We start from the raw sequence: 17499 nt of genomic DNA, 5'->3' as shown, positions 1-17499 counted from the left end.
CGCCGGTTCACTCCGTCCGCCGCGCCAGGGCCACCCGGGAGCGGGTGAAGGCGGCGGCGAGCACCCAGGCCAGCAGCGGCAGCCCGATCACCAGTGCGGCCAGCTCGGGCCACGGGATCACCAGCGGGTTGCTGCCGATCCGGAACGAGCCGGAGCCGAGCTTGGCCTCGATGCCGAGGTTCTGCACCCGCTGCAGGGCGGCGGCGGGCACCAGCCCGGCCAGTGCCCCGATCGAGGCGCCCATCGCGGCCACCACGGCGCACTGGAAGGCGGACAGTCGGCGGCGGATGCCCGGGGTGGCACCCACGGCGGCCAGGGTGGCCAGGTCCCCCCGGCTGTCGGTGGCCGCCAGGCCGGTGGCGATGGCGGCGGCGGCGATGGCCACCGCCGAGGCGGCGGCGGCGAGACCCAGGACGAGGGCGTTGCCGGAGCCCTCCTGGTAGCCGCGCTCCACCGCGAGCTTGCCGGGGCCGGTCTGCACCACGGCGGAGGTGACGCGCTGCACCTCGGCCGAGGTGAGGGTCCGGGCGGGCCGCCACACCGACTGCTGGTCGACCGAGAGCAGCCCGGCCGCCAGGGCGGCCGCCGGTGACATCACCGCGCGGGCGGCCTGGGCGGTGCCGGTCACGGCCACGCCCGGCAGGCTGACCGTACTGGTCTGGTTGCCCTCGGGGCCGGTGGCACCGAACCGGGTGAGCTGCAGGGTGACCTTGCCGTCCTGGAGGTAGCCGGGGTTCAGGACGACCACCTGACCGTCCGCCAGCGCCTTGGTGGCGGCGGGCGAGTCCACGCCGAGCAGGTTGTGCAGCACGGCCGGATCACCGCTGATCACGTCCCGGATGTCCTCGGGCTCGGCGGCGGAGCCGCGCGCGCAGCGGAGGTCGATGCCGCCGGGACCGGGCGGGGCCAGGCAGGTGTTCCCAGGCGCCGGGGCGACCTGCACCCGGCCGCAGAACGAGCCGGGCGTACTGTCGCAGGCCCCGTAGCTGAGCACGCTCAGGTCCGCGCGCTGCCCGAGGTCGGGCACGGTGCCCTCCACGGCGGTCCGCAGCGCGGCGGCGTTCTTCGCGGTGGACACCGCCAGGCTGTCGGGGCCCCGGACGGACTCGGCCTTCAGCACCACGGCACCGGACGGGGCCGAGGCCACGTACCCGGACCGGGCGGCCGACTCGCCGCTGGCCTGGAAGGTCAGCACCGCGACGGCACCGGCGACGGCGGCCATCACGGCGGCGACCGCCGGGGCGGTCCGGCCGCGGTTGCGGGCCGAGTCGCGCAGTGCGAGCCGGGGCGAGAGCGGGAGGAACCGGCCGAGCCGGCCGAACAGGCTGATCAGCAGCGGGGTGCAGGCGATCAGTCCGAGCTCGGCGAGCACCGAGCCCGCCAGCACCGAGCGCGAGCCCGAGTCGGAGAGTTCGCCGGTCAGCGCGAGGGCGGCGCCCGCCAGGGCGGTCAGTGCGCCGACGACGGCCAGCCACTTGGCCGGCGGACGGGAGGTGACCCGTCCGGTGAGGGCCGCTACCACGGGCTGCCGGGCGGCCTGCACCGCCGGCACGAACGCGGCCAGCAGGCCGGTGACCACACCGAGCGCCACGATGCCCGACAGGTCGGTGGGGTTCAGCGCGAAGTGCCCGAACCGGGCCCCCGACCTGCCCTCCAGGTAGGACCGGGCGACCAGGGCGGTCACCCCGCCGAGCACCACGCCGGCCAGCGCACCCGCGCCGCCGAGCACGATGCCGCCGCCGAGCACGACCCGGCGGATGTGCGCCCGGTTGCCGCCGCAGGCCGCGAGCAGCCCGAGCTGCCGCCGGGAGCGGCGGGCGCCGACCGCGAACGCCGGACCGGCCAGCAGCACGATCTCCAGCAGGGCCAGCCCGGCCGCCGTGGCGGCGATGGTCTCGGTCTTGCGCAGCGCCTCGGTGTCCAGGGTGCTGGCCCTGGAGCTGACCTCGGTGGCCGGCGGCGGGTCGGCGAGCACGGCCCGGGAGGCCACGGTGAAGCCGAAGGCGTTGGCCTGCTGCACCGCCTCCCAGCTGAAGGCGGCGTGCCCGGGCAGCGAGACCAGGTAGTCGCGGGCACCGGGGGCGGTGGCCAGGCCGGTCTTCTCCGGCAGGGCGGTGAGCAGACCGCTCAGCTCGCCCGGTCGGCCGACCAGCCGGTTCGCCCGCAGCTCGCCGGGGTACTCGACGGCGGCGCTGATCCGGAGCGGCTGGGTGGTGCCCTTGAGCGTGGTGCTCTGGCCGACCTGGAGCCCGGAGTCGGTGAGGAAGGCGGTGGTCGCCGCGACCTCGAACGGTGCGGCGGGCCACGCCCCCTGCCGGAGCGTGGTGATCCCGGCGGCCAGCGGGTCCGCCAGGTCCATCCCCCAGACCTGCACCTGGCCCTGACCGTACGTGGTGCTGGTCAGGTGGTAGCCGGTGGTGGCCTCGACCGGCAGCAGCTTGGCGTCGGCCGGCAGTGCCTGCTCCAGCAGTCGTTGCAGCGGCTGGCCGCTGCGGGCCGCCTCCTCCGGCGTGGGGGTGGGCTTCACCCCCTTCTGGGACAGGATCGAGGTGTTGTCGATACTGGGCTCCGCGCCCTGCACCAGCCGCCAGCCGGGCTGGGCACTGGTGCTGACGTACGCGTCGGCGGTGCCCATCAGGCGGGTGCTGTGCTCCTGCGTGGTGAGCTGGGTGCTGCGGGCCACGATGTCCGCGCCGGTGACACCCACCACCGGCAGCGCGATCATGGCGATGATCAGGGCGCTGCGCCCCTTGGCCCGCAGCGCGTCGCGGCGGGCGATCCGGAGCGCGGCCCGCCAGGCGGAGAGGCTCATCGGTTCTGGTCCGTCCTGTTGGCGGCGCCGCCCGGGCGCTCCTCCACCACCTGCCCGTCGGTCAGCACCACCACCCGGTCCGCCCACTGCGCGTGGGCGGGTTCGTGGGTCACCATGACCGCGGCCGCGCCCGCGTCGCAGCGGGCCCGCAGCACGGACAGTACGGTGTCCCCGGCGGCCGAGTCGAGCGCGCCGGTGGGCTCGTCGGCGAGCACCAGCCGGCGTTCGCCGACCAGCGCCCGGGCGATCGCGACCCGCTGCTGCTGTCCGCCGGACAACTGGTCGGGGAAGCGGTCGGCGTACTCGGCCACGCCGGTCTCGGCGAGCGCGGTCAGCGCCTCGGCCCGGGCCCGGCGGCTGGTCACCCCGTCCAGTTCGCGCGGCAGCGAGACGTTCTCGGCGGCGGTCAGTACGGGGATCAGGTTGAAGTCCTGGAAGACGTAGCCGATCGCCCGGCGGCGGACGGCGGACAGCGCGGTCCTGGACAGCCTGCCCAGGTCCTGCCCCTCCACCCGGACCTGGCCGGAGCTGGCGGTGTCCAGCCCGCCGGCCAGCGTGAGCAGAGTGGACTTGCCGGACCCGCTGGGGCCCATCACCGCGACGAACTCCCCGGGACGGACCGACAGGTCGATCCCGCGCAGGGCGTGCACCTGGGTCGCGCCCTGACCGTGTACCCGGGACACCCCGCGCAGGCGGAGGACCGCCCCTTCGCTTTCCCTGATCTCTGTGGCTGTCACTCGTCGGCTCCTTCTCGTCGGCCGTCACCCGAGGCACCGGGCGCAGCACAGCTGCCGTCCGTCGGCGGGGCCGGAAGGCGGCCTCACCCGGGGCGGCACCCCAGTCACTGTCCTGTCAGACCCGGTCAGTCGAACCACCCTGACGTGCCTGCATACCGAGTATGTATACCCGGTATGCAGCCGCGCTTCAAGCGGTCAGTGGAGCCGATCTGCCGACCCGTTCGCCGGATCTGCCCAGGTCGGACGGGGCGCGGCGGCCCTGGCGATCGAATTCTCGGTGGGCCGACCAACTTGCCGGACTGTTCCCACTGACCGGCGTGACCTCGGGCCGGGCACGACCGAGGGCCCCGCCGGAGTGATCCGGCGGGGCCCTCGGTCGTACGGTTCCGCTTGGTGCCGCGCCCGCTCAGGAACGCCGTCCCGGGAGCAGCGCGGCGGGCAGCAGCCCCAGCGCCAGCACGCCCCCCGCGACCAGGTAGGTGAGCCGGAACCCCGCCGGATCCGGGCCGGCCGCACCCAGCACCACCGAGATCAGCGCGGTGCCGGTCGAGGCCCAGACCTGGGAGTTGATGCTCAGGACCGTGCTGGCGGCCGCCAGCTGCTCCTTCGGCAGGTCGCGGCTCGCGGTCGTCATGGTCGGCATCAGCACCATCCCGGCGCCGACGCCCATCACCATCGCCGAACCGACCACCCGCCAGGCCGGCACCTCCGGCACGCCGACCTGGAGTCCGGTCAGGACCATCCCCAGCGCGCCCAGGGCGACGCCGGTGGTGATCAGCCGCCGGGGCGAGACCCGGTCGATCCGTCGCGCGGCGACCTGCAAGGACAGGCCGACGGTCAGTCCGACCGGCGCGCCCAGCAGTCCGACCTCGGTGGCACTCACACCCCGGGCCAGCTGCCAGTACATCGGGCCGAGCAGCATCGAGCCGAAGTAGCCGGCGGTGAACAGCGCGAGCGTGCCGGCCCCGGCGGCCAGCCTGCGGTCGCGCAGCAGGCGCAGGTCGAGCAGCGGCTGACGGGCGGTCAGCGCGCGCCACCCGAAGGCGGCCACCAGCAGCGCTCCGGCCAGGGTCGGGAGCAGCGCCCCGGCGGCGCCGAAGTCGCCCCGTTCGCCGCCTCTGGCCAGGCCGAACAGCAGCAGCGCGAGGCCGGGCGAGAGCGTCAGCAGCCCGGCGACGTCCAGCCCGGGCGCGGCGGCCGGGTCGACCGGCCGGTCGGACCGCAGCAGCTTCCCGGCGAGCAGCAGCGCGGCCGCGCCCACCGGCAGGTTGACCAGGAAGATCCAGTGCCAGGAGGCGACGTCGAGCAGCCAGCCGCCGAGCACCGGGCCGAACACCGGCCCGATCAGGATGGGCAGCCCGCCGACCGCCATCGCCCGCCCGAGCCGCTCGCTGTCCGCGGCGCGCATCACCATCGTCATGCCGACCGGCATCAGCAGCCCGCCGCCGAGCCCCTGCACGGCGCGGGCGGCGATCAGGCTGCCCGCGTCCCAGGCGAAGGCGGCCAGCACGGAGCCGAGCGTGAACAGGGTGAGGGCGGTCAGGTAGCTGCGCTTGGCGCCGATCCGTCCCATCGCCCAGGCGGCGGTCGGGATCACGGCGGCCAGCGCGAGCGTGTAGGCGGTGGTGGCCCACTGGATGGTGGCCAGCGGGGCGTGGAAGGTCTCGGCCAGGCTGCGCAGCGCGACGTTGACGATCGTGGTGTCCAGCACCGACATCATCGAGCCGGTCACCACCACGACGAGGGTGCGGTTCAGGACCGTGGCCGAGGGCCGGGGGAGGTGCCGTGGCGCCTCGGCGAGCTGGGCCGTGCTCATCTCCCGCGCCTTCAGCCCTGGTACGGGTGGGTGCTCCGGGCGTCCCGCAGGACCCGTCCCCACCAGGCGAGTTGGCCGAGCATGCCCTTGACAGCACCTGCGGGCACGTCGGTGTCACGCGGCGCCCCGTCCGGACCGAGGCCCGACCACGGCCCGTGCAGGCTGACCGAGTCGCGGACCGTCACGGCGTGCAACTCGGCGAAGATCAGCCGGAGTTGCTCGACGGCGCGCAGCCCGCCGCCGAGCCCGCCGTACGAGACGAAGCCGACCGGCTTGGCGTGCCACTGCTGGTGGTGCCAGTCGATCAGGTTCTTCAGGACGGCCGGGAAGCTGTGGTTGTACTCGGGCGTGATCGCCACGAACGCGTCGGCGTCGGCCAGCCGGGGGGTCACGTCCGCGAGGGCGGCGGCGGTCTCGGGGCTCGGCGTGCTGCCCCAACCGGGCATCACCAGCGGCAGGTTGACCTCGGCCAGGTCGATGACGTCGAACTCCAGGCCGGCCTGGGCGGCGGCGGCCCCGACGAACCAGTCGGTGACGGCCGGCCCCTGGCGGCCCTCCCGGACGCTGCCGATGATGACGGCCACGCGCAGCGGCGCGTCCCGGTCGGCGGCGCCGGCGGTGGTGCGGACGGCGGTGGCTGCGGCTTCGCTGGCAGGCATGGTGGTGTCCCCTCCTCCTGGGCGACCGCCCGTCGCGGCCTCCCCTCCGGTAAAGTACAACGAGCGTTGTCTAAAGTGCAACGGTCGTTGTAATTTCTCTCGGGAGGCATCTGTGAGCAGCGGCAACGAGACCTGGTCGGCGGAGGCGCAGCGCGAGCTGTCGCCCCGGAAGCTGGAGAAGCAGATCGCTCTCGCGAGCGCGGCCTGTTCGGTCTTCGGCCGGGAGGGCTACGCGAGGGCCTCGGTCGACGCCCTCGCCGCGGCGGCGGGCGTGTCGACCCGCACCCTCTACAACCACTTCCCCGGCGGCAAGGCCGATCTCTTCCGGACCGTCGTCACCTGGACCTCCGGTGAGGTGCGGGATGCCCAACTCGCGCTTCTACGCGCCTTGGTGGATCCCGAGCGGCCGCCCCGCCCGGCGGAGCTGGAGCGTGACCTGATCGCGCTGGCCCGCGCGTTCGTCGGCCTGATGGCCGACCATCCGAACCACTTCGCGCTGGTCCGCCACATCCACGCCGAGGCGGACCACGTACCGCCGGAGGTGCTGGCGGCCTGGAAGGACGCGGGCCCCGGCCCGGTCGGCCGGGCCCTCGCCGAGACGATGGCCGGCCTGGCGGCGGCCGGGCTGCTCGACCCGCACGGGGACGTGGCCATGGCGGCGGCCCACTTCATGGCGCTCACCTCGCACTTGATCGTGCAGCTCTCGCACTACGGTGTCCTCCCGCTGCCCAGGGAGGAGACCGACCGGCTGATCGAGGCGGGCGTGCTGGCCTTCGTACGGGCGTACCGGGCGGGCTGATCCGCCGCTCTGCCCGGGCGGTCTGCTCGGCCGGGGGAGTCGTGGCCCGCCGGTCGAGCTCAGCGGAACCGGTCGGCGTGCTCGACGGCCCAGTCGTGCAGGGAGCGGGCGGGGGTGCCGGTGACGTCCAGGACCGTACCGGTGACCGGTTCCGGTGCGTCGACCCGGGCGGCGACGAAGTCGAGCGCGCCGTCCACGATCCCGAGTGGCCAGCCGCTGTCGACCAGCTGCCGACGGGCCGCCGCCCGGGAGATCTCCTCCCACCGGACCGGCCGGCCGACGGCCGCACCGATGATCCGCACCTGCTCCGCCTGGGTCGGCGACGCGGGCCCGGTCAGCGCGTACCGGGCCCCGTGGTGCCCGTCCTCGGTCAGGGCCCGGACCGCCACGGCGGCGATGTCCCGTTCGTCGACCAGGGTCAGCCCGGCTGCGCCACCGTAGCCGCGCACCAGGCCCGTGGCCCGGATCTCCGCAGCCCAGCGCAGGGCGTTGGCCATGAAACCGTGCGGCCGCAGGAAGGTGTACCGCACGCCGGAGCGGACGATCAGCGCCTCGACCTCGGCGTCCGGCCGACCGGGCGACTCGGGCTCCCCGCCGGGGACGTCCCGGACGGCGGCCGAGGACAGGTACACCACCCGGCGGGCGTTCCCGGTCAGCGCCGCCACGGCCTCGGCGGCGCCCTCGGCCGAGTGCAGGGGCCAGGCGAGGAACACGGCGTCGACCTCCCGCGCGGCCGCCGCCAGGCTCTCCGGGTCGGTCAGGTCGCCGCGTACGAGCGTTGCCCCGCTCGGCAGTTGGGTTGCGCGCTCCGGTTCGCGGGTCAGCGCCAGCACCTCCGCCCCGCTCCGCAGCAGGCCCGAGGTGACGTGCCGGCCCACCGTGCCGCTCGCTCCGACGACCAGGACCTTCGGTGACTGCTCAACCATGACCGGACTGCCTCTCCCTGACGGCATCTCACCCGTTGTGGTGCCGTTGGCTCGACCGTAGGTCGCCTGGCGAAGACTTCCCATGCGCCCGGGTCTCCGATTCATACGCGATCGTCTTCGTCGGGCCGGTATCTTCTGCGGATGGATGTCCTCAGTGACGTGGTGGCGGTCATGCGCACCGGTGAGCCCCGCTCGGCCCGGGTGGAGTGGTACGGCCCCTGGGGGCAGCGCTTCCTGCCCGCCCCCGGCGGCGGGTTCCAGGTGATCCTGCAGGGCTCGTGCTGGCTGATCCCCCGGGAGAGCGAACCGGTCGCACTGGGCGTCGGCGACGTGGTCTTCATGCCGCGCGGGCACGACCACGCGCTGGCCGACCATCCGTCAACTCCGTTGGCCGAGGCCGCCTGCGACCCGCAGGACGGCACCTGGCGCGAACAGCGGCACGCCACCGCCTCGGTGGGCCGGCCGCCGGACGGCACCGGGCCCGCCACGGTCACCGGGCCCGCCACGGTCACCCTCTGCGGCGCGTACCAGCTCGACCCGTCCCGGGCGCACCCGCTGCTCCGGGACGTGCCGGACGTCCTGCACCTGCCCGCCCGGCTCGGGCGCCACCCCGAGATCCGGGCCGCGGTCGAACTCCTCGGCGGTGAGCTGGAGCGTCCTCGGCTCGGCGCGGACACCGTCGTCCCGGCCTTGCTGGACATGCTGCTGCTCTTCATCCTCCGCGCCTGGTTCGACCAGCCTCCGGCCGGGGAGCAGGGCCCGGCCCACGGTTGGGCCGCCGCACTCGGGGACCGGGCCGTCAGCGCCGCGCTGGACGCCGTCCACCGCGCACCTGACGCCCCGTGGACGGTCGAGAGCCTCGCCGCCAGAGGCGGGCTGTCCCGGGCGGCCTTCGCCAAGCGGTTCGCCGCGACGGTCGGCCGGCCGCCGCTCGGGTACCTGACCTGGTGGCGGATGACCACGGCCGCCCGCCTGCTCCGGGAGACGGACAGCCCGCTCAGCTCGGTGGCCGAACGGGTCGGCTACGGCTCGGAGTTCGCCTTCGCCAACGCCTTCAAACGGGAGTACGGCCTGGCCCCGGGCCGGTACCGGCGCGGGGGTGCGGGACGGCGGGACTGAACGGGTGGGCCGGTGCGGGCGCGCGCTCGTTCGGTCCCGCCGGGGACGGTTCAGGCCGGGAGGAAGAACCCGGTCACGTCGGCGAGCCGGCCGTCGCGGTGCAGCGCGGTGCTGACGCCCGCCATCGCGGGCTCACCCTGCTCGCTGAGCTGGGTCCACCGGGCGAGCGAGCGGTCGTGGTGCTCGAGCACCTCGTCGATGCGGAACCGGTGACCGGGGAACGTACCGGCGAACCCGGCCATGTAGTCGGCCAGTTCGGCCAGGCCGCTGACCTCCGTACCCGGGTCGCGGTAGCCGACCTCGTCCACCGCGACCGCCCCGAGCGCGGCGAGCCGCTCGCCCGGTTCGGCCGACCAGCAGGCCGCGTAGTCCGTCCAGAGCTGCTGTGTGTCACTCATCGCTGTCCCTCGTTCGTGGGGCCGATCGACGCGAGCGCGCCATCGGTGACGGTGTGCAGTTTGGTGATCGGCAGGCCGGCCCGGACCAGCACCAACAAACCCTGGTAGAGCGCCAGCAGCTGAGCGGCCGTCATCTCGACGTCCAGCTCCGCCGGTACGCGTCCGAGCGCCCGGGCCCGGGTCAGGGCGTCGGCGAACCCCGCCTCGATGGTGGCCAGGCCCTGCCGTACGCCGGCGGCGGCCTGGGGGACGGTGAACGACTCCACCGCCGTGTTGGTGAGCAGGCAGCCGGGATCGGGGTCGAGCCCGGTCCCGTAGGCGGAGGTGAAGAACGACCGGATGCCCGCCACCGGATCGGCCGGCTCCGACAGGTGGGTCCGGACCCGCCCTTGCACCACCTGCTCGTGGTACGCCTCCAGGGCCGCCTGGAACAGGCCGTCCTTGTTCCGGAAGGTCCGGTACAGGCTGCCCGGGTGCAGCCCGGTCGCCTCCTCGATGTCCCGCAGCGAAGCTCCCTGGTACCCCTGGCGGCGGAACAGCCGCATGGCGGCGGCCAACACCTCGGCCCGGTCCCAGAGTTGCTTGCGCCCCATGGTCACCTTCCGAATTAGTTGAACGACTGCTCACAAAATAGCACGCGCAGCGCCGTCCCAGATCGGATGCCCGATCACCGACCGGCACCGCACAACGGAGCAGGGCCCCGCCGGATCTCTCCGACAGGGCCCTGCTCGTACCACTGGCTGTTTCGGGCCGGTTGGCCCGCAGAAGGTCAGCCGAGGTCGGTGAGACCGAGGCGCTCGTCGCGGACCTCGGCCCAGCGAAGGGAGTCCCGGATGCCCTCCGCGATGGAGAAGCGCGGCTCCCAGTCGAGCAGCCGCTTCGACCGGTCGCTACGGGTGAACGCACCCGCCACGTCGCCCGGTCGGGGGCCGGTCTCGACCAGGGAGACCGGCTGGTCGACGACGTCGTTGAAGGCCGCGGCCAACTCGGTGACGGTGGTGCCGGTGCCCGTGCCCAGGTTGATCACCGAGGACTGCTGCTCCTCCAGCGCGCGGTCGAAGTGCTGCAGTGCGGCCACGTGCGCGGTGGCCAGGTCCCAGACGTGGACGTAGTCACGGATGCCGGAGCCGTCCCGGGTCGGCCAGTCGGTGCCGGTGATCTGGAACGGCACGCCGGCCTCCTGGGCCTCGATCAGCTTGCCGAGCGCGTGGCTGGGCCGACGCAGCTGCAGGCCGGTCCTCAGCTGAGGGTCGGCGCCGATCGGGTTGAAGTAGCGCAGGGAGAGGATGCGGATCGACTGGGTGGCGGCGATGTCGGCGAACATGCCCTCGCAGACCGCCTTGGTCCGGGCGTACGGGCTCTGCGGCGAGATGCCGGAGTGCTCGTCGACGCTGAAGTCGGCACCAGGGAGGTAGATCGACCCCGAGGAGGAGAAGATCATCTTCTCGCAGCCGTTGCGGATCAGGTGGCCGACGAAATCCAGGCTCTTGGCGACGTTCGCCCGGTAGTACCCGAGCGGGTCACCGACCGAGTCCGGCACCACGATGAGCGCGGCGCAGTGCACCACGGCCTCGATCTCCGGGTGCTCGGCGAAGATTCGGTCGACCAGGGTGCCGTCGGCGATGTCCCCCTCGTAGAAGGCGCGGCCCGTGACGAACTCGCGCCGGCCGGTCACCAGGTTGTCCAGGACGACCGGAGTGATCCCGGCATCCAGACAGGCCGAGGCAACGGTGGAGCCGATGTACCCGGCACCCCCGGAGATCAGAACCTTCATAGGTCGGACCAACCCTTCTGTGTGCCCATGCACTGGGCCCTGTTGTCGGTGACCGATCGAGCGGACCTCGGGGCCCGGGTGACCACAGTGGTGAGTGCCGACGTTGCCCCCACAACGGGCTGCGGCCCCGTCTGCAGATCGGATACCGAGAAGGATAGCGGGCGGGTGGAAATCTCCCTCGATCAGGGTGACTTCCCGGCGGCCGACCCGCCTGCCGGGCTCCGGATAAGGGAGTGCCGAATATCAAACCGATCCAATGGGGGTGCGTGTGACCATCCCAACTCTGCCGGGTTGCCAGCAAGTTGACGCGCAATCAACGCCCTGACTCTGGGGTATACCGCTCGCATTCCCCGTCGCATCACTTGATTCAGGTCGACGCTTGGATTATTCGGACATTTCAGGGCGATCAGAGTCGCAAGCGCGCAGAAGGGGCGACTTTGAAAACACCAAGGTCAGGGCATTGCCAACGCTCGAACCGGTCAGTAACATCGACCACCGCTGCAGCCGGTGCGCCAGGGGGATGGAAGAATTAAGGCGACGGAACGAACAGCCTGGGATACCGTCTGGGATCCAATCCGGACTGCGACTTACCGATAAGACAGAATGGGATGAATATGATTCTCCCGAGGTCCCTGTTGGCCACCAAGTACCCGGATTCCATTGGGGCATGGGTGGCCGAAATGGCCTACGGCACTGCTGATCCGATCCGCGAGGCAGTTTCCCGGGAGGTGCGCTTCGACACCTTGGGATACAACGACCCCGGGAGCGTCGGGCGGGCTCGTGAATCCCTGACTTCATGGCTGGGGAACTCCTACGGCTGGAGGGTCGATCCGGCCGCCATCGGATTTGTCAGCGACGTGGTGAGCGGATTCCAGGCGGTAGTGCGGCATTTCCTCCCGCCGGGGGCACCCGTGGTGGTGCCCACACCGGCCTACGCGCCGTTCCTGACCGTGCCGGAGCAGTTCGGCCATCCGGTACTGCGGGTTCCCGGGATCGACGGGCCGTCCGGTCATCGAATGGATCTGGCCGGCATCGACCGGGCGCTCGCCGCGGGCGGACGGCTGGTGGTGCTCTGCCACCCGCACAATCCGACCGGCCGAGCATTCACCCGTGAGGAACTGTCGGCACTGGCCGGGATCGTCGACTCCCACCAGGCCCGGGTGTTCAGTGACGAAATCCACGCGCCCCTCAACCTGGCGGGTCGGCCCCACGTGCCGTACGCATCCTTGGACGAGCGGACCGCCGGGCACACGATCACCGCGACCTCCGCGTCCAAGGCGTGGAACATCTCGGGGCTCAAGTGCGCACAACTGGTCTTCTCGGCCGAACAGGACGCTCAACTCTGGTCTGGGGTAGCTGACTTCTACATCCGGTCGGTGTCCCGGCTGGGTGTCGCCGCCCTCTGCGCCGCCTATGAGGAACAGGGCTCGCTGGACTGGCTGGTGGCCACCCTCGGGCGCTTGCGGGAGAACAGCCGGACCGTGGCGGAGGCCGTCGCGGCGGACATGCCCGGTGTGCGGTGCACGCCACCGGAGTCGACCTACCTGGCCTGGCTGGACTGTCGGAGCCTCGGGGTGACCGACGTGGCGGCGTACTTCCGCGAGCACGCGGGCGTGGCCCTGTGCGACGGCGAGGAGTTCGGCAGTCCGGGCTTCGCGCGCCTCAACTTCGCGCTTCCGCCGGACCAGTTGGAACGGGCTCTGGCCGCGATGGCCGGAGCGGTTGCGGACCGGCGCCGGCTGCCGCCGCCCGCACACGTCGAATCAGCAGAACGAACAGGGGTGGGACAGCAGTGATCCGGGTGCTGGTGGCGGGGTACGGGGTGATGACCCGCGGGGTCATTCCCCACCTCGCCAAGCGAGCTGACATGGCGGTCTCCCTTCTGAGCAGGCATCAACTCACGCCCCCGTGCGAGGGGGTGGAGATCGCCTCGCTGGACAGCCTGGCGGACGCACCGTTCGACGTCATCCTCGGCTGTTTCGCGGACGACGAGCGCAGCCGCGAGTTCTGGACGGACCCACGCGTGGTCGGTGCACTCTCCGGAGTGCGCACCACCTGCATCGAGATGTCGACGCTCAGCGTGGACTGGGCGGTCGAGTGGCACGACCGGATCGCGCGGACCGGCGGTGTGAGCTTCGAATCGCCGGTGACCGGGAGCCGGGCCGGCGCGACGGACGGCACCCTTGCGGCCTTCGTGCACGGGAGTGCCGACGACGCGCGTGCGGAGCTGGTGCTCGGCACGTTCGTCCGCAACCGCTACGACTTCGCGGTGCCGGGCAACCCGGCCCGTTTCAAGCTCGTCTACAACGCCTGGGGGGCCTCGATCATGCACTCCGTGGCCGCGTACGTGCCCGCCCTCCAGGAGGCACTGGGCCAGGACTTCGACGTCGCCCGGCAGATCCTGGGTGCCGAAGGCTGGATGGCTCCGGTCTGCGCGAGCAAGCTGGACCGGACGGTCGCGCAGGACTACTCGGACCCCGACTTCGCCCTGCGGCACCTGGTGAAGGACCTGCGCTACGCCCACGACGTACTGGGTGACTCCAACGAGTTGCTCGACCTGGTCTACCGCTCGTTCCGGGCGGCCGAGGACGCCTACGGCGGCGCAGCGGACTTCACCGCGGTGACCGGACCGGCGGTGCGGGCATGAGATCCACCGACGTCGACGAGCTCAGGGGCCGGTTGACCTCCGCGCTCGCCCCGGTGACAGGGGCCTCGGTCGCGCTGTCCGGCTCGCTCTCCCGCGGCGACTTCCGCACCCGGGACGGTCAGGTGGTCTCCGACCTGGACCTCATCCCGGTGATCCGGTCCGAGGCGGACGCCGGTCCGGTGCGAGCCCAACTCGCCCCGGTACTCCGCTCGCTGTCCGACGACTCCGGTCTGACGGTCAGTGCGGCGATCACGCTCGCGGACAACTTCTTCCGGGTCCGGCACGCGGCCTACGTGACCAGCATGGCCACCCGGCCGTTCATCAGCGACCCGCTCGGCCTCCAGGCCCACCTGGACGGCCTGCCGGAGCGGGCGTCGGAGAGCGTGCTGCCGTGGCTGGCCCAGCCGGTCGCGTACTACCTGGCCAAGTCCGGTTTCGCAGGCCGCGAGGAGAACATCGGGAAGGCCGTGGGCGCGCTCCGGCGGCTGCTGGCGGAACCCGAGCTGGCCCACACCATCGGTGCGCCGGCCGACGACCCGACCGGTGACGTTCCGCCGTCCGACCTGACCGCGCTGTACCAGGTCTGTACCGCGGCGTTGGGGACCCTGGCCGCGGACCACGGCGTCCGACTGCTGCCCTCATCGGCCGAGTTCCTGGCCCGCGCCGCCGAGGGGGACACCGGGGAGGCGACGTTCCGCGCTGTCCGTGACCGAGCCTTCCTGGAGAACCAGGGCCTCCCGTTCGAACTCTCGTGCCTGACGGCCCGTCCCACCCCCGCCAGCGATCGGAGCCAGTGAGCGTGTCCATCAACCTCCCGAACAGCTTTGTCGTCTCGGCCACCACGGCCGTGTTCGACGAGCCGGAGGCCGTCGACTTCCGGTCCTTCGCCCAACACGGCCTGCCGGTGGCCCTGGTGGAGCAGCTGCAGGCCCGGCGTTTCCTCGTGACGACCGCGCGGGTCACCTCCCAGGTGTCCGGTGAACAGTCCATCGACTTCGTCGAGACCTTGTTCAAGGTCCCGGTCCGGCTGAACGGCAGGGACTTCCTCTTTCCGGTCGTCACCTACGTCGACCACCCGTACTCGCTGATCCGCGGCTACCTGCTGGGCTTCAACAAGCTCTTCGCACCCAGGACCGCTGACCCGGGCATCCTCACGGCGCCCGGGCTGGAGGTCGACCTGCGGTCCCGGACGGATGAGCTCACCGTGGCCGAACTCCTGCCCCCGGAGCAGGAGTTGCCCATGCTGCTGTGGACCGACTACTCGGTCGGGGACGCCCGCTCGCACGGCCTCGCCACCCTGGACGTCGACGCATACGAGCGTCAGGGGGTCCGCTCCCTGGAGGCGCGCACGACGTCTCAGCTGATCGGCGGCCGGAACGTGACGGTGCGCCGGCTGTACGAGATCCGGGACACCTTCGTCATCCGGGGCACGATCCCGCTGGCGTAGCCCGAAGCACAGAGGCCAGGCCCCCGGGACACCCCCGGGTCCTGGCCGACAGGCGGGCGCCGACCGACACCGTCACGCGCCCGTGGGAACACATGAGGGGGACTTGTCGTGACCGAGGTACTGCCGGGGCACACCGGCACGTGGAAGAGCAAACCGGGGATGAGGGTCGCAACACTCGGCCCGGCCGGGACGGATGCGCACGCGGAGGCCACCCGGCTCTTCCCCGAGGTGGTGCTGGCGGACTCCTTCGCCGATGCGGTCGCGTACGGGGAGGAGCACGGCACCTACGCCCTGGTGGCTGCGGGCTTCATCGAACGCGGTGGCACGGAGGTCGTGGACAGCTGGGTCGATCTGCATTTCAGGGCGTACGGGCGGATGTCCCTCGCGGCCGTCTGGGAGCAGCAGACCAAGGACATGTGCATCGCCACCAACGCGCAGCGCTCGCGGACCCTGGAGGGCGTCCGCCGGATCGCGATCCACCCGGCCACCGCTTTCTTCGCGCGGAAGTACACCCCGCAGGCCGAGATCCACTACGTCAATGCCAAGCCCATCGCGGTGGACCAGGCGAACGAAGGCGTGGTGGACGCCTGCGTCGGGTCACTGGACGTGGTCTCGAAGGCGCCGAACCTGCTGGTCCACGAGATCTTCAAGCCGACCATGGTCTGGTGCCTCTACGAACCGCTGACCGAGCCCCTCGGCACCGGGGCGGCGCCCTGCCCCGCCTCCTCCGAACCCGAACCTACCCCCTCTCACCTGGTGGCACCGTGAACACGACCCTTCCCACCCCCGAGGCTCCGTCGGGCGAGCGGCACGAGGCCGGGTGCGCCGTGCTCGTGCTGGAGTTCGCCAACGAGATCCCGCGCCGGTCGCTGGAGGCGGTGCTCCCCGAGGGCCCGTCCGTCGTCCGGCACCGGATCGACCCGCTTGCCAACCCGGCACTGCTCGTCGGGCCGCACCCCGTGGCCGAGCAAGCCGCCCACTGGCTCGGGGAGTCGGCGCTGCCGGAGGGACCGCTCCTGGTGGTCGCCTACTGCTCCGGCGCGGTGCTCGCTCAGGCCCTTGCCGAAGCGTGGCCCGGCCGGTCCTCGGTGCTGCTCCTGGAACCGGCGGACCTCGGGCCCGACGACCCGCAGGCCCTCCTCGTCGAACTGGCCCGGAAGCTGGACGGTGGAGTCGACCTCGCGAACCTGCCCGAGCTGCGCGGTCGGACCGAAGCGGCTGCCTTCGACGCGGCGCGGAGCTTTCTGCTCGAGGTCCTTATGGCCGTGGCCCCGGACCTGCCGGCGCCGATCGCGGAGAGCCTCGCCGGAAAGCAACTCGCCTGGTTCTCGTACGGGTTGGCGGCTTCGGTGCACGAGACCCGGGTACGGCAGCCCACGCGGGTCTTCCTCAGCGAGGGCATCGCCTGCTCGCCGCCCTGGGCGGGTGCCGGGGTTGAGATGCTTCCACTGCCGCAGGCGGAGCTGTTCGCCGCCGACGCCGTCCGGACGGCAGCCGAGGAGGCCTTGGCGGTCCTGACGGCTGCTCACCTCGGAGCCCTGCCGGAGGCGGTGGCCTGATGCCGAAGACCGAGGCCGACGTCGCCTGGCAGTCGATCGACACCAGCCGGGTACCCGACGGACTGCCGTGCGCCGTGGGCGCCGACCTTGCCCCCGACACCCTGCTGGCGGCGTTCCGGCACGGCTTCTTCCCGCTCCCCACCGAGCACGCGGACGGCGTGGAGATCAACGAGATCATGTTCGCCGTCCATGTCGAGCTGGGCACCGTGCAGGAGTTGCCCACCCAGAACCCGCTCGGCCGGTTCGCCACCGTGTGGTGGAACCCTGCCCGCCGCCCCGTCTTCCGCCCCGGCGACGTGCACCTGTCCACCAATCTCCGCCGTAGGCTCCGCAACCGCCTGGGCTGGACCACCACCTGCAACACGGTTTTCGAGCGGGTGGTCACCGAGTGCGCCGAGAACCGGGCGCACGAACGCCAGTGGCTCTCGGCGACGTTCGCGCAGTCGCTGGCGGACCTGCACCGCCAGGGCTGGGCGCACAGCGTCGAGGTCTGGGAGGGCGAGGAACTGATCGCCGGCGTTTTCGGGATCGGCTTCGGCGGAGTGTTCAGCATGGACTCGACGTTCCACCGCCGCCCCGAGGGCAGCAAGGTGGCCATCGCTGACCTGCAGGGCCGGCTCGCGGGGAGCGGCGTGGCGTTCCTGGACGCGCAGATGCCGGGCCCGCTGGCCGAGGGCCTGGGGGCCCGGCCGGTCGACCGGGACGACTACCTGGCCGCTCTCGGTGCGGTGGACCAGCCGCTGCGGCTGGACGAAGAGCCCAAGCACGCGGCCTGGCTGGCCGCGGCGGCGGGCTGAGGCAGGTGC

Annotated in this window: 17 protein-coding genes; 9 read left to right on the top strand and 8 right to left on the bottom strand. The window is 72.4% G+C overall.

Annotated features, from left to right (window positions below):
- Nucleotides 1-7 precede the first annotated feature (7 nt).
- The 4 genes from OHV05_RS16485 to OHV05_RS16470 form a co-directional block, all read right to left on the bottom strand.
- On the bottom strand, nt 8-2812 hold the full coding sequence (locus OHV05_RS16485; RefSeq protein ID WP_405018355.1) for an FtsX-like permease family protein: 2805 nt from the start codon (nt 2810-2812) through the stop codon (nt 8-10).
- Nucleotides 2809-3549, bottom strand: a complete 741-nt coding sequence (locus OHV05_RS16480) for an ABC transporter ATP-binding protein (RefSeq protein ID WP_405018354.1) — start codon at nt 3547-3549, stop codon at nt 2809-2811. The genes OHV05_RS16485 and OHV05_RS16480 overlap by 4 nt, the downstream gene beginning before the upstream one ends.
- A 406-nt stretch (nt 3550-3955) precedes the next feature.
- Nucleotides 3956-5365, bottom strand: coding sequence for a DHA2 family efflux MFS transporter permease subunit (locus tag OHV05_RS16475; RefSeq protein ID WP_405018353.1), 1410 nt, complete (start codon nt 5363-5365; stop codon nt 3956-3958).
- An 11-nt stretch (nt 5366-5376) separates the two neighbouring features.
- Nucleotides 5377-6024, bottom strand: a complete 648-nt coding sequence (locus OHV05_RS16470) for an NADPH-dependent FMN reductase (RefSeq protein ID WP_405018352.1) — start codon at nt 6022-6024, stop codon at nt 5377-5379.
- 112 nt (nt 6025-6136) lie between these two features.
- Here OHV05_RS16470 and OHV05_RS16465 point away from each other — a divergent pair, with 112 nt between their 5' ends.
- A complete protein-coding gene (locus OHV05_RS16465; protein WP_405018351.1) occupies nt 6137-6823 on the top strand; it encodes a TetR/AcrR family transcriptional regulator in 687 nt (228 codons plus the stop codon).
- A gap of 59 nt (nt 6824-6882) precedes the next feature.
- Here OHV05_RS16465 and OHV05_RS16460 read toward each other — a convergent pair whose 3' ends face one another.
- A complete protein-coding gene (locus OHV05_RS16460) occupies nt 6883-7749 on the bottom strand; it encodes an NAD(P)H-binding protein (protein ID WP_405018350.1) in 867 nt (288 codons plus the stop codon).
- Between the two features lie 141 nt (nt 7750-7890).
- On the opposite strand from OHV05_RS16460, the gene OHV05_RS16455 reads away from it, so the two are divergent.
- A complete protein-coding gene (locus OHV05_RS16455; protein ID WP_405018349.1) occupies nt 7891-8868 on the top strand; it encodes an AraC family transcriptional regulator in 978 nt (325 codons plus the stop codon).
- A gap of 50 nt (nt 8869-8918) precedes the next feature.
- Here the strand turns inward: OHV05_RS16455 and OHV05_RS16450 are convergent, their stop codons facing one another.
- From OHV05_RS16450 to galE, 3 genes are all read right to left on the bottom strand, one after another.
- On the bottom strand, nt 8919-9266 hold the full coding sequence (locus tag OHV05_RS16450; protein WP_405018348.1) for a nuclear transport factor 2 family protein: 348 nt from the start codon (nt 9264-9266) through the stop codon (nt 8919-8921).
- Nucleotides 9263-9859: a TetR/AcrR family transcriptional regulator gene (locus OHV05_RS16445; protein WP_405018347.1), complete on the bottom strand. Its 597-nt coding sequence runs from the start codon at nt 9857-9859 to the stop codon at nt 9263-9265. Before OHV05_RS16445 ends, OHV05_RS16450 begins: the two co-directional genes overlap by 4 nt.
- Nucleotides 9860-10035: 176 nt before the next feature.
- Nucleotides 10036-11040, bottom strand: a complete 1005-nt coding sequence (galE, locus tag OHV05_RS16440) for a UDP-glucose 4-epimerase GalE (RefSeq protein ID WP_405018346.1) — start codon at nt 11038-11040, stop codon at nt 10036-10038.
- 635 nt (nt 11041-11675) lie between these two features.
- Between galE and OHV05_RS16435 the strand changes: the two genes are divergently transcribed.
- From OHV05_RS16435 to OHV05_RS16405, 7 genes are all read left to right on the top strand, one after another.
- Entirely contained in the window at nt 11676-12836 is a 1161-nt protein-coding gene (locus OHV05_RS16435) for a MalY/PatB family protein (RefSeq protein ID WP_405018345.1), read from the top strand.
- Nucleotides 12833-13687: an NAD(P)-binding domain-containing protein gene (locus tag OHV05_RS16430; protein ID WP_405018344.1), complete on the top strand. Its 855-nt coding sequence runs from the start codon at nt 12833-12835 to the stop codon at nt 13685-13687. Before OHV05_RS16435 ends, OHV05_RS16430 begins: the two co-directional genes overlap by 4 nt.
- A complete protein-coding gene (locus OHV05_RS16425) occupies nt 13684-14484 on the top strand; it encodes a hypothetical protein (protein ID WP_405018343.1) in 801 nt (266 codons plus the stop codon). The genes OHV05_RS16430 and OHV05_RS16425 overlap by 4 nt, the downstream gene beginning before the upstream one ends.
- 2 nt (nt 14485-14486) lie before the next feature.
- Complete coding sequence (locus OHV05_RS16420) at nt 14487-15134, top strand: hypothetical protein (RefSeq protein ID WP_405018342.1); 648 nt, start codon at nt 14487-14489, stop codon at nt 15132-15134.
- 159 nt (nt 15135-15293) lie between these two features.
- Nucleotides 15294-15902 carry a hypothetical protein gene (locus OHV05_RS16415; RefSeq protein WP_405018341.1) on the top strand — a complete coding sequence of 203 codons (609 nt, stop codon included), beginning with the start codon at nt 15294-15296 and terminating at the stop codon, nt 15900-15902.
- Nucleotides 15899-16693 (top strand): hypothetical protein, encoded by a 795-nt coding sequence (locus tag OHV05_RS16410; RefSeq protein WP_405018340.1) that lies wholly within the window; start codon nt 15899-15901, stop codon nt 16691-16693. The genes OHV05_RS16415 and OHV05_RS16410 overlap by 4 nt, the downstream gene beginning before the upstream one ends.
- Nucleotides 16693-17490: a leucyl/phenylalanyl-tRNA--protein transferase gene (locus tag OHV05_RS16405; protein ID WP_405018339.1), complete on the top strand. Its 798-nt coding sequence runs from the start codon at nt 16693-16695 to the stop codon at nt 17488-17490. The genes OHV05_RS16410 and OHV05_RS16405 overlap by 1 nt, the downstream gene beginning before the upstream one ends.
- Nucleotides 17491-17499 lie beyond the last annotated feature (9 nt).

It is taken from the genome of Kitasatospora sp. NBC_00070, from assembly GCF_045041205.1.
Lineage (GTDB): Bacteria > Actinomycetota > Actinomycetes > Streptomycetales > Streptomycetaceae > Kitasatospora.
Note: the sequence above shows the minus strand (reverse complement) of the source record. Positions and strands in the feature narration are given on the sequence as shown.

Bases quoted from the DNA above. Each gene is read 5' to 3' on its own strand.
- OHV05_RS16475 (WP_405018353.1), bottom strand. From the start codon at position 5,365: ATGAGCACGGCCCAGCTCGCCGAGGCGCCACGGCACCTCCCCCGGCCC.
- OHV05_RS16485 (WP_405018355.1), bottom strand. From the start codon at position 2,812: ATGAGCCTCTCCGCCTGGCGGGCCGCGCTCCGGATCGCCCGCCGCGAC.
- OHV05_RS16450 (WP_405018348.1), bottom strand. From the start codon at position 9,266: ATGAGTGACACACAGCAGCTCTGGACGGACTACGCGGCCTGCTGGTCG.
- OHV05_RS16445 (WP_405018347.1), bottom strand. From the start codon at position 9,859: ATGGGGCGCAAGCAACTCTGGGACCGGGCCGAGGTGTTGGCCGCCGCC.
- galE (WP_405018346.1), bottom strand. From the start codon at position 11,040: ATGAAGGTTCTGATCTCCGGGGGTGCCGGGTACATCGGCTCCACCGTT.
- OHV05_RS16425 (WP_405018343.1), top strand. From the start codon at position 13,684: ATGAGATCCACCGACGTCGACGAGCTCAGGGGCCGGTTGACCTCCGCG.
- OHV05_RS16460 (WP_405018350.1), bottom strand. From the start codon at position 7,749: ATGGTTGAGCAGTCACCGAAGGTCCTGGTCGTCGGAGCGAGCGGCACG.
- OHV05_RS16455 (WP_405018349.1), top strand. From the start codon at position 7,891: ATGGATGTCCTCAGTGACGTGGTGGCGGTCATGCGCACCGGTGAGCCC.
- OHV05_RS16405 (WP_405018339.1), top strand. From the start codon at position 16,693: ATGCCGAAGACCGAGGCCGACGTCGCCTGGCAGTCGATCGACACCAGC.
- OHV05_RS16415 (WP_405018341.1), top strand. From the start codon at position 15,294: ATGAGGGTCGCAACACTCGGCCCGGCCGGGACGGATGCGCACGCGGAG.
- OHV05_RS16470 (WP_405018352.1), bottom strand. From the start codon at position 6,024: ATGCCTGCCAGCGAAGCCGCAGCCACCGCCGTCCGCACCACCGCCGGC.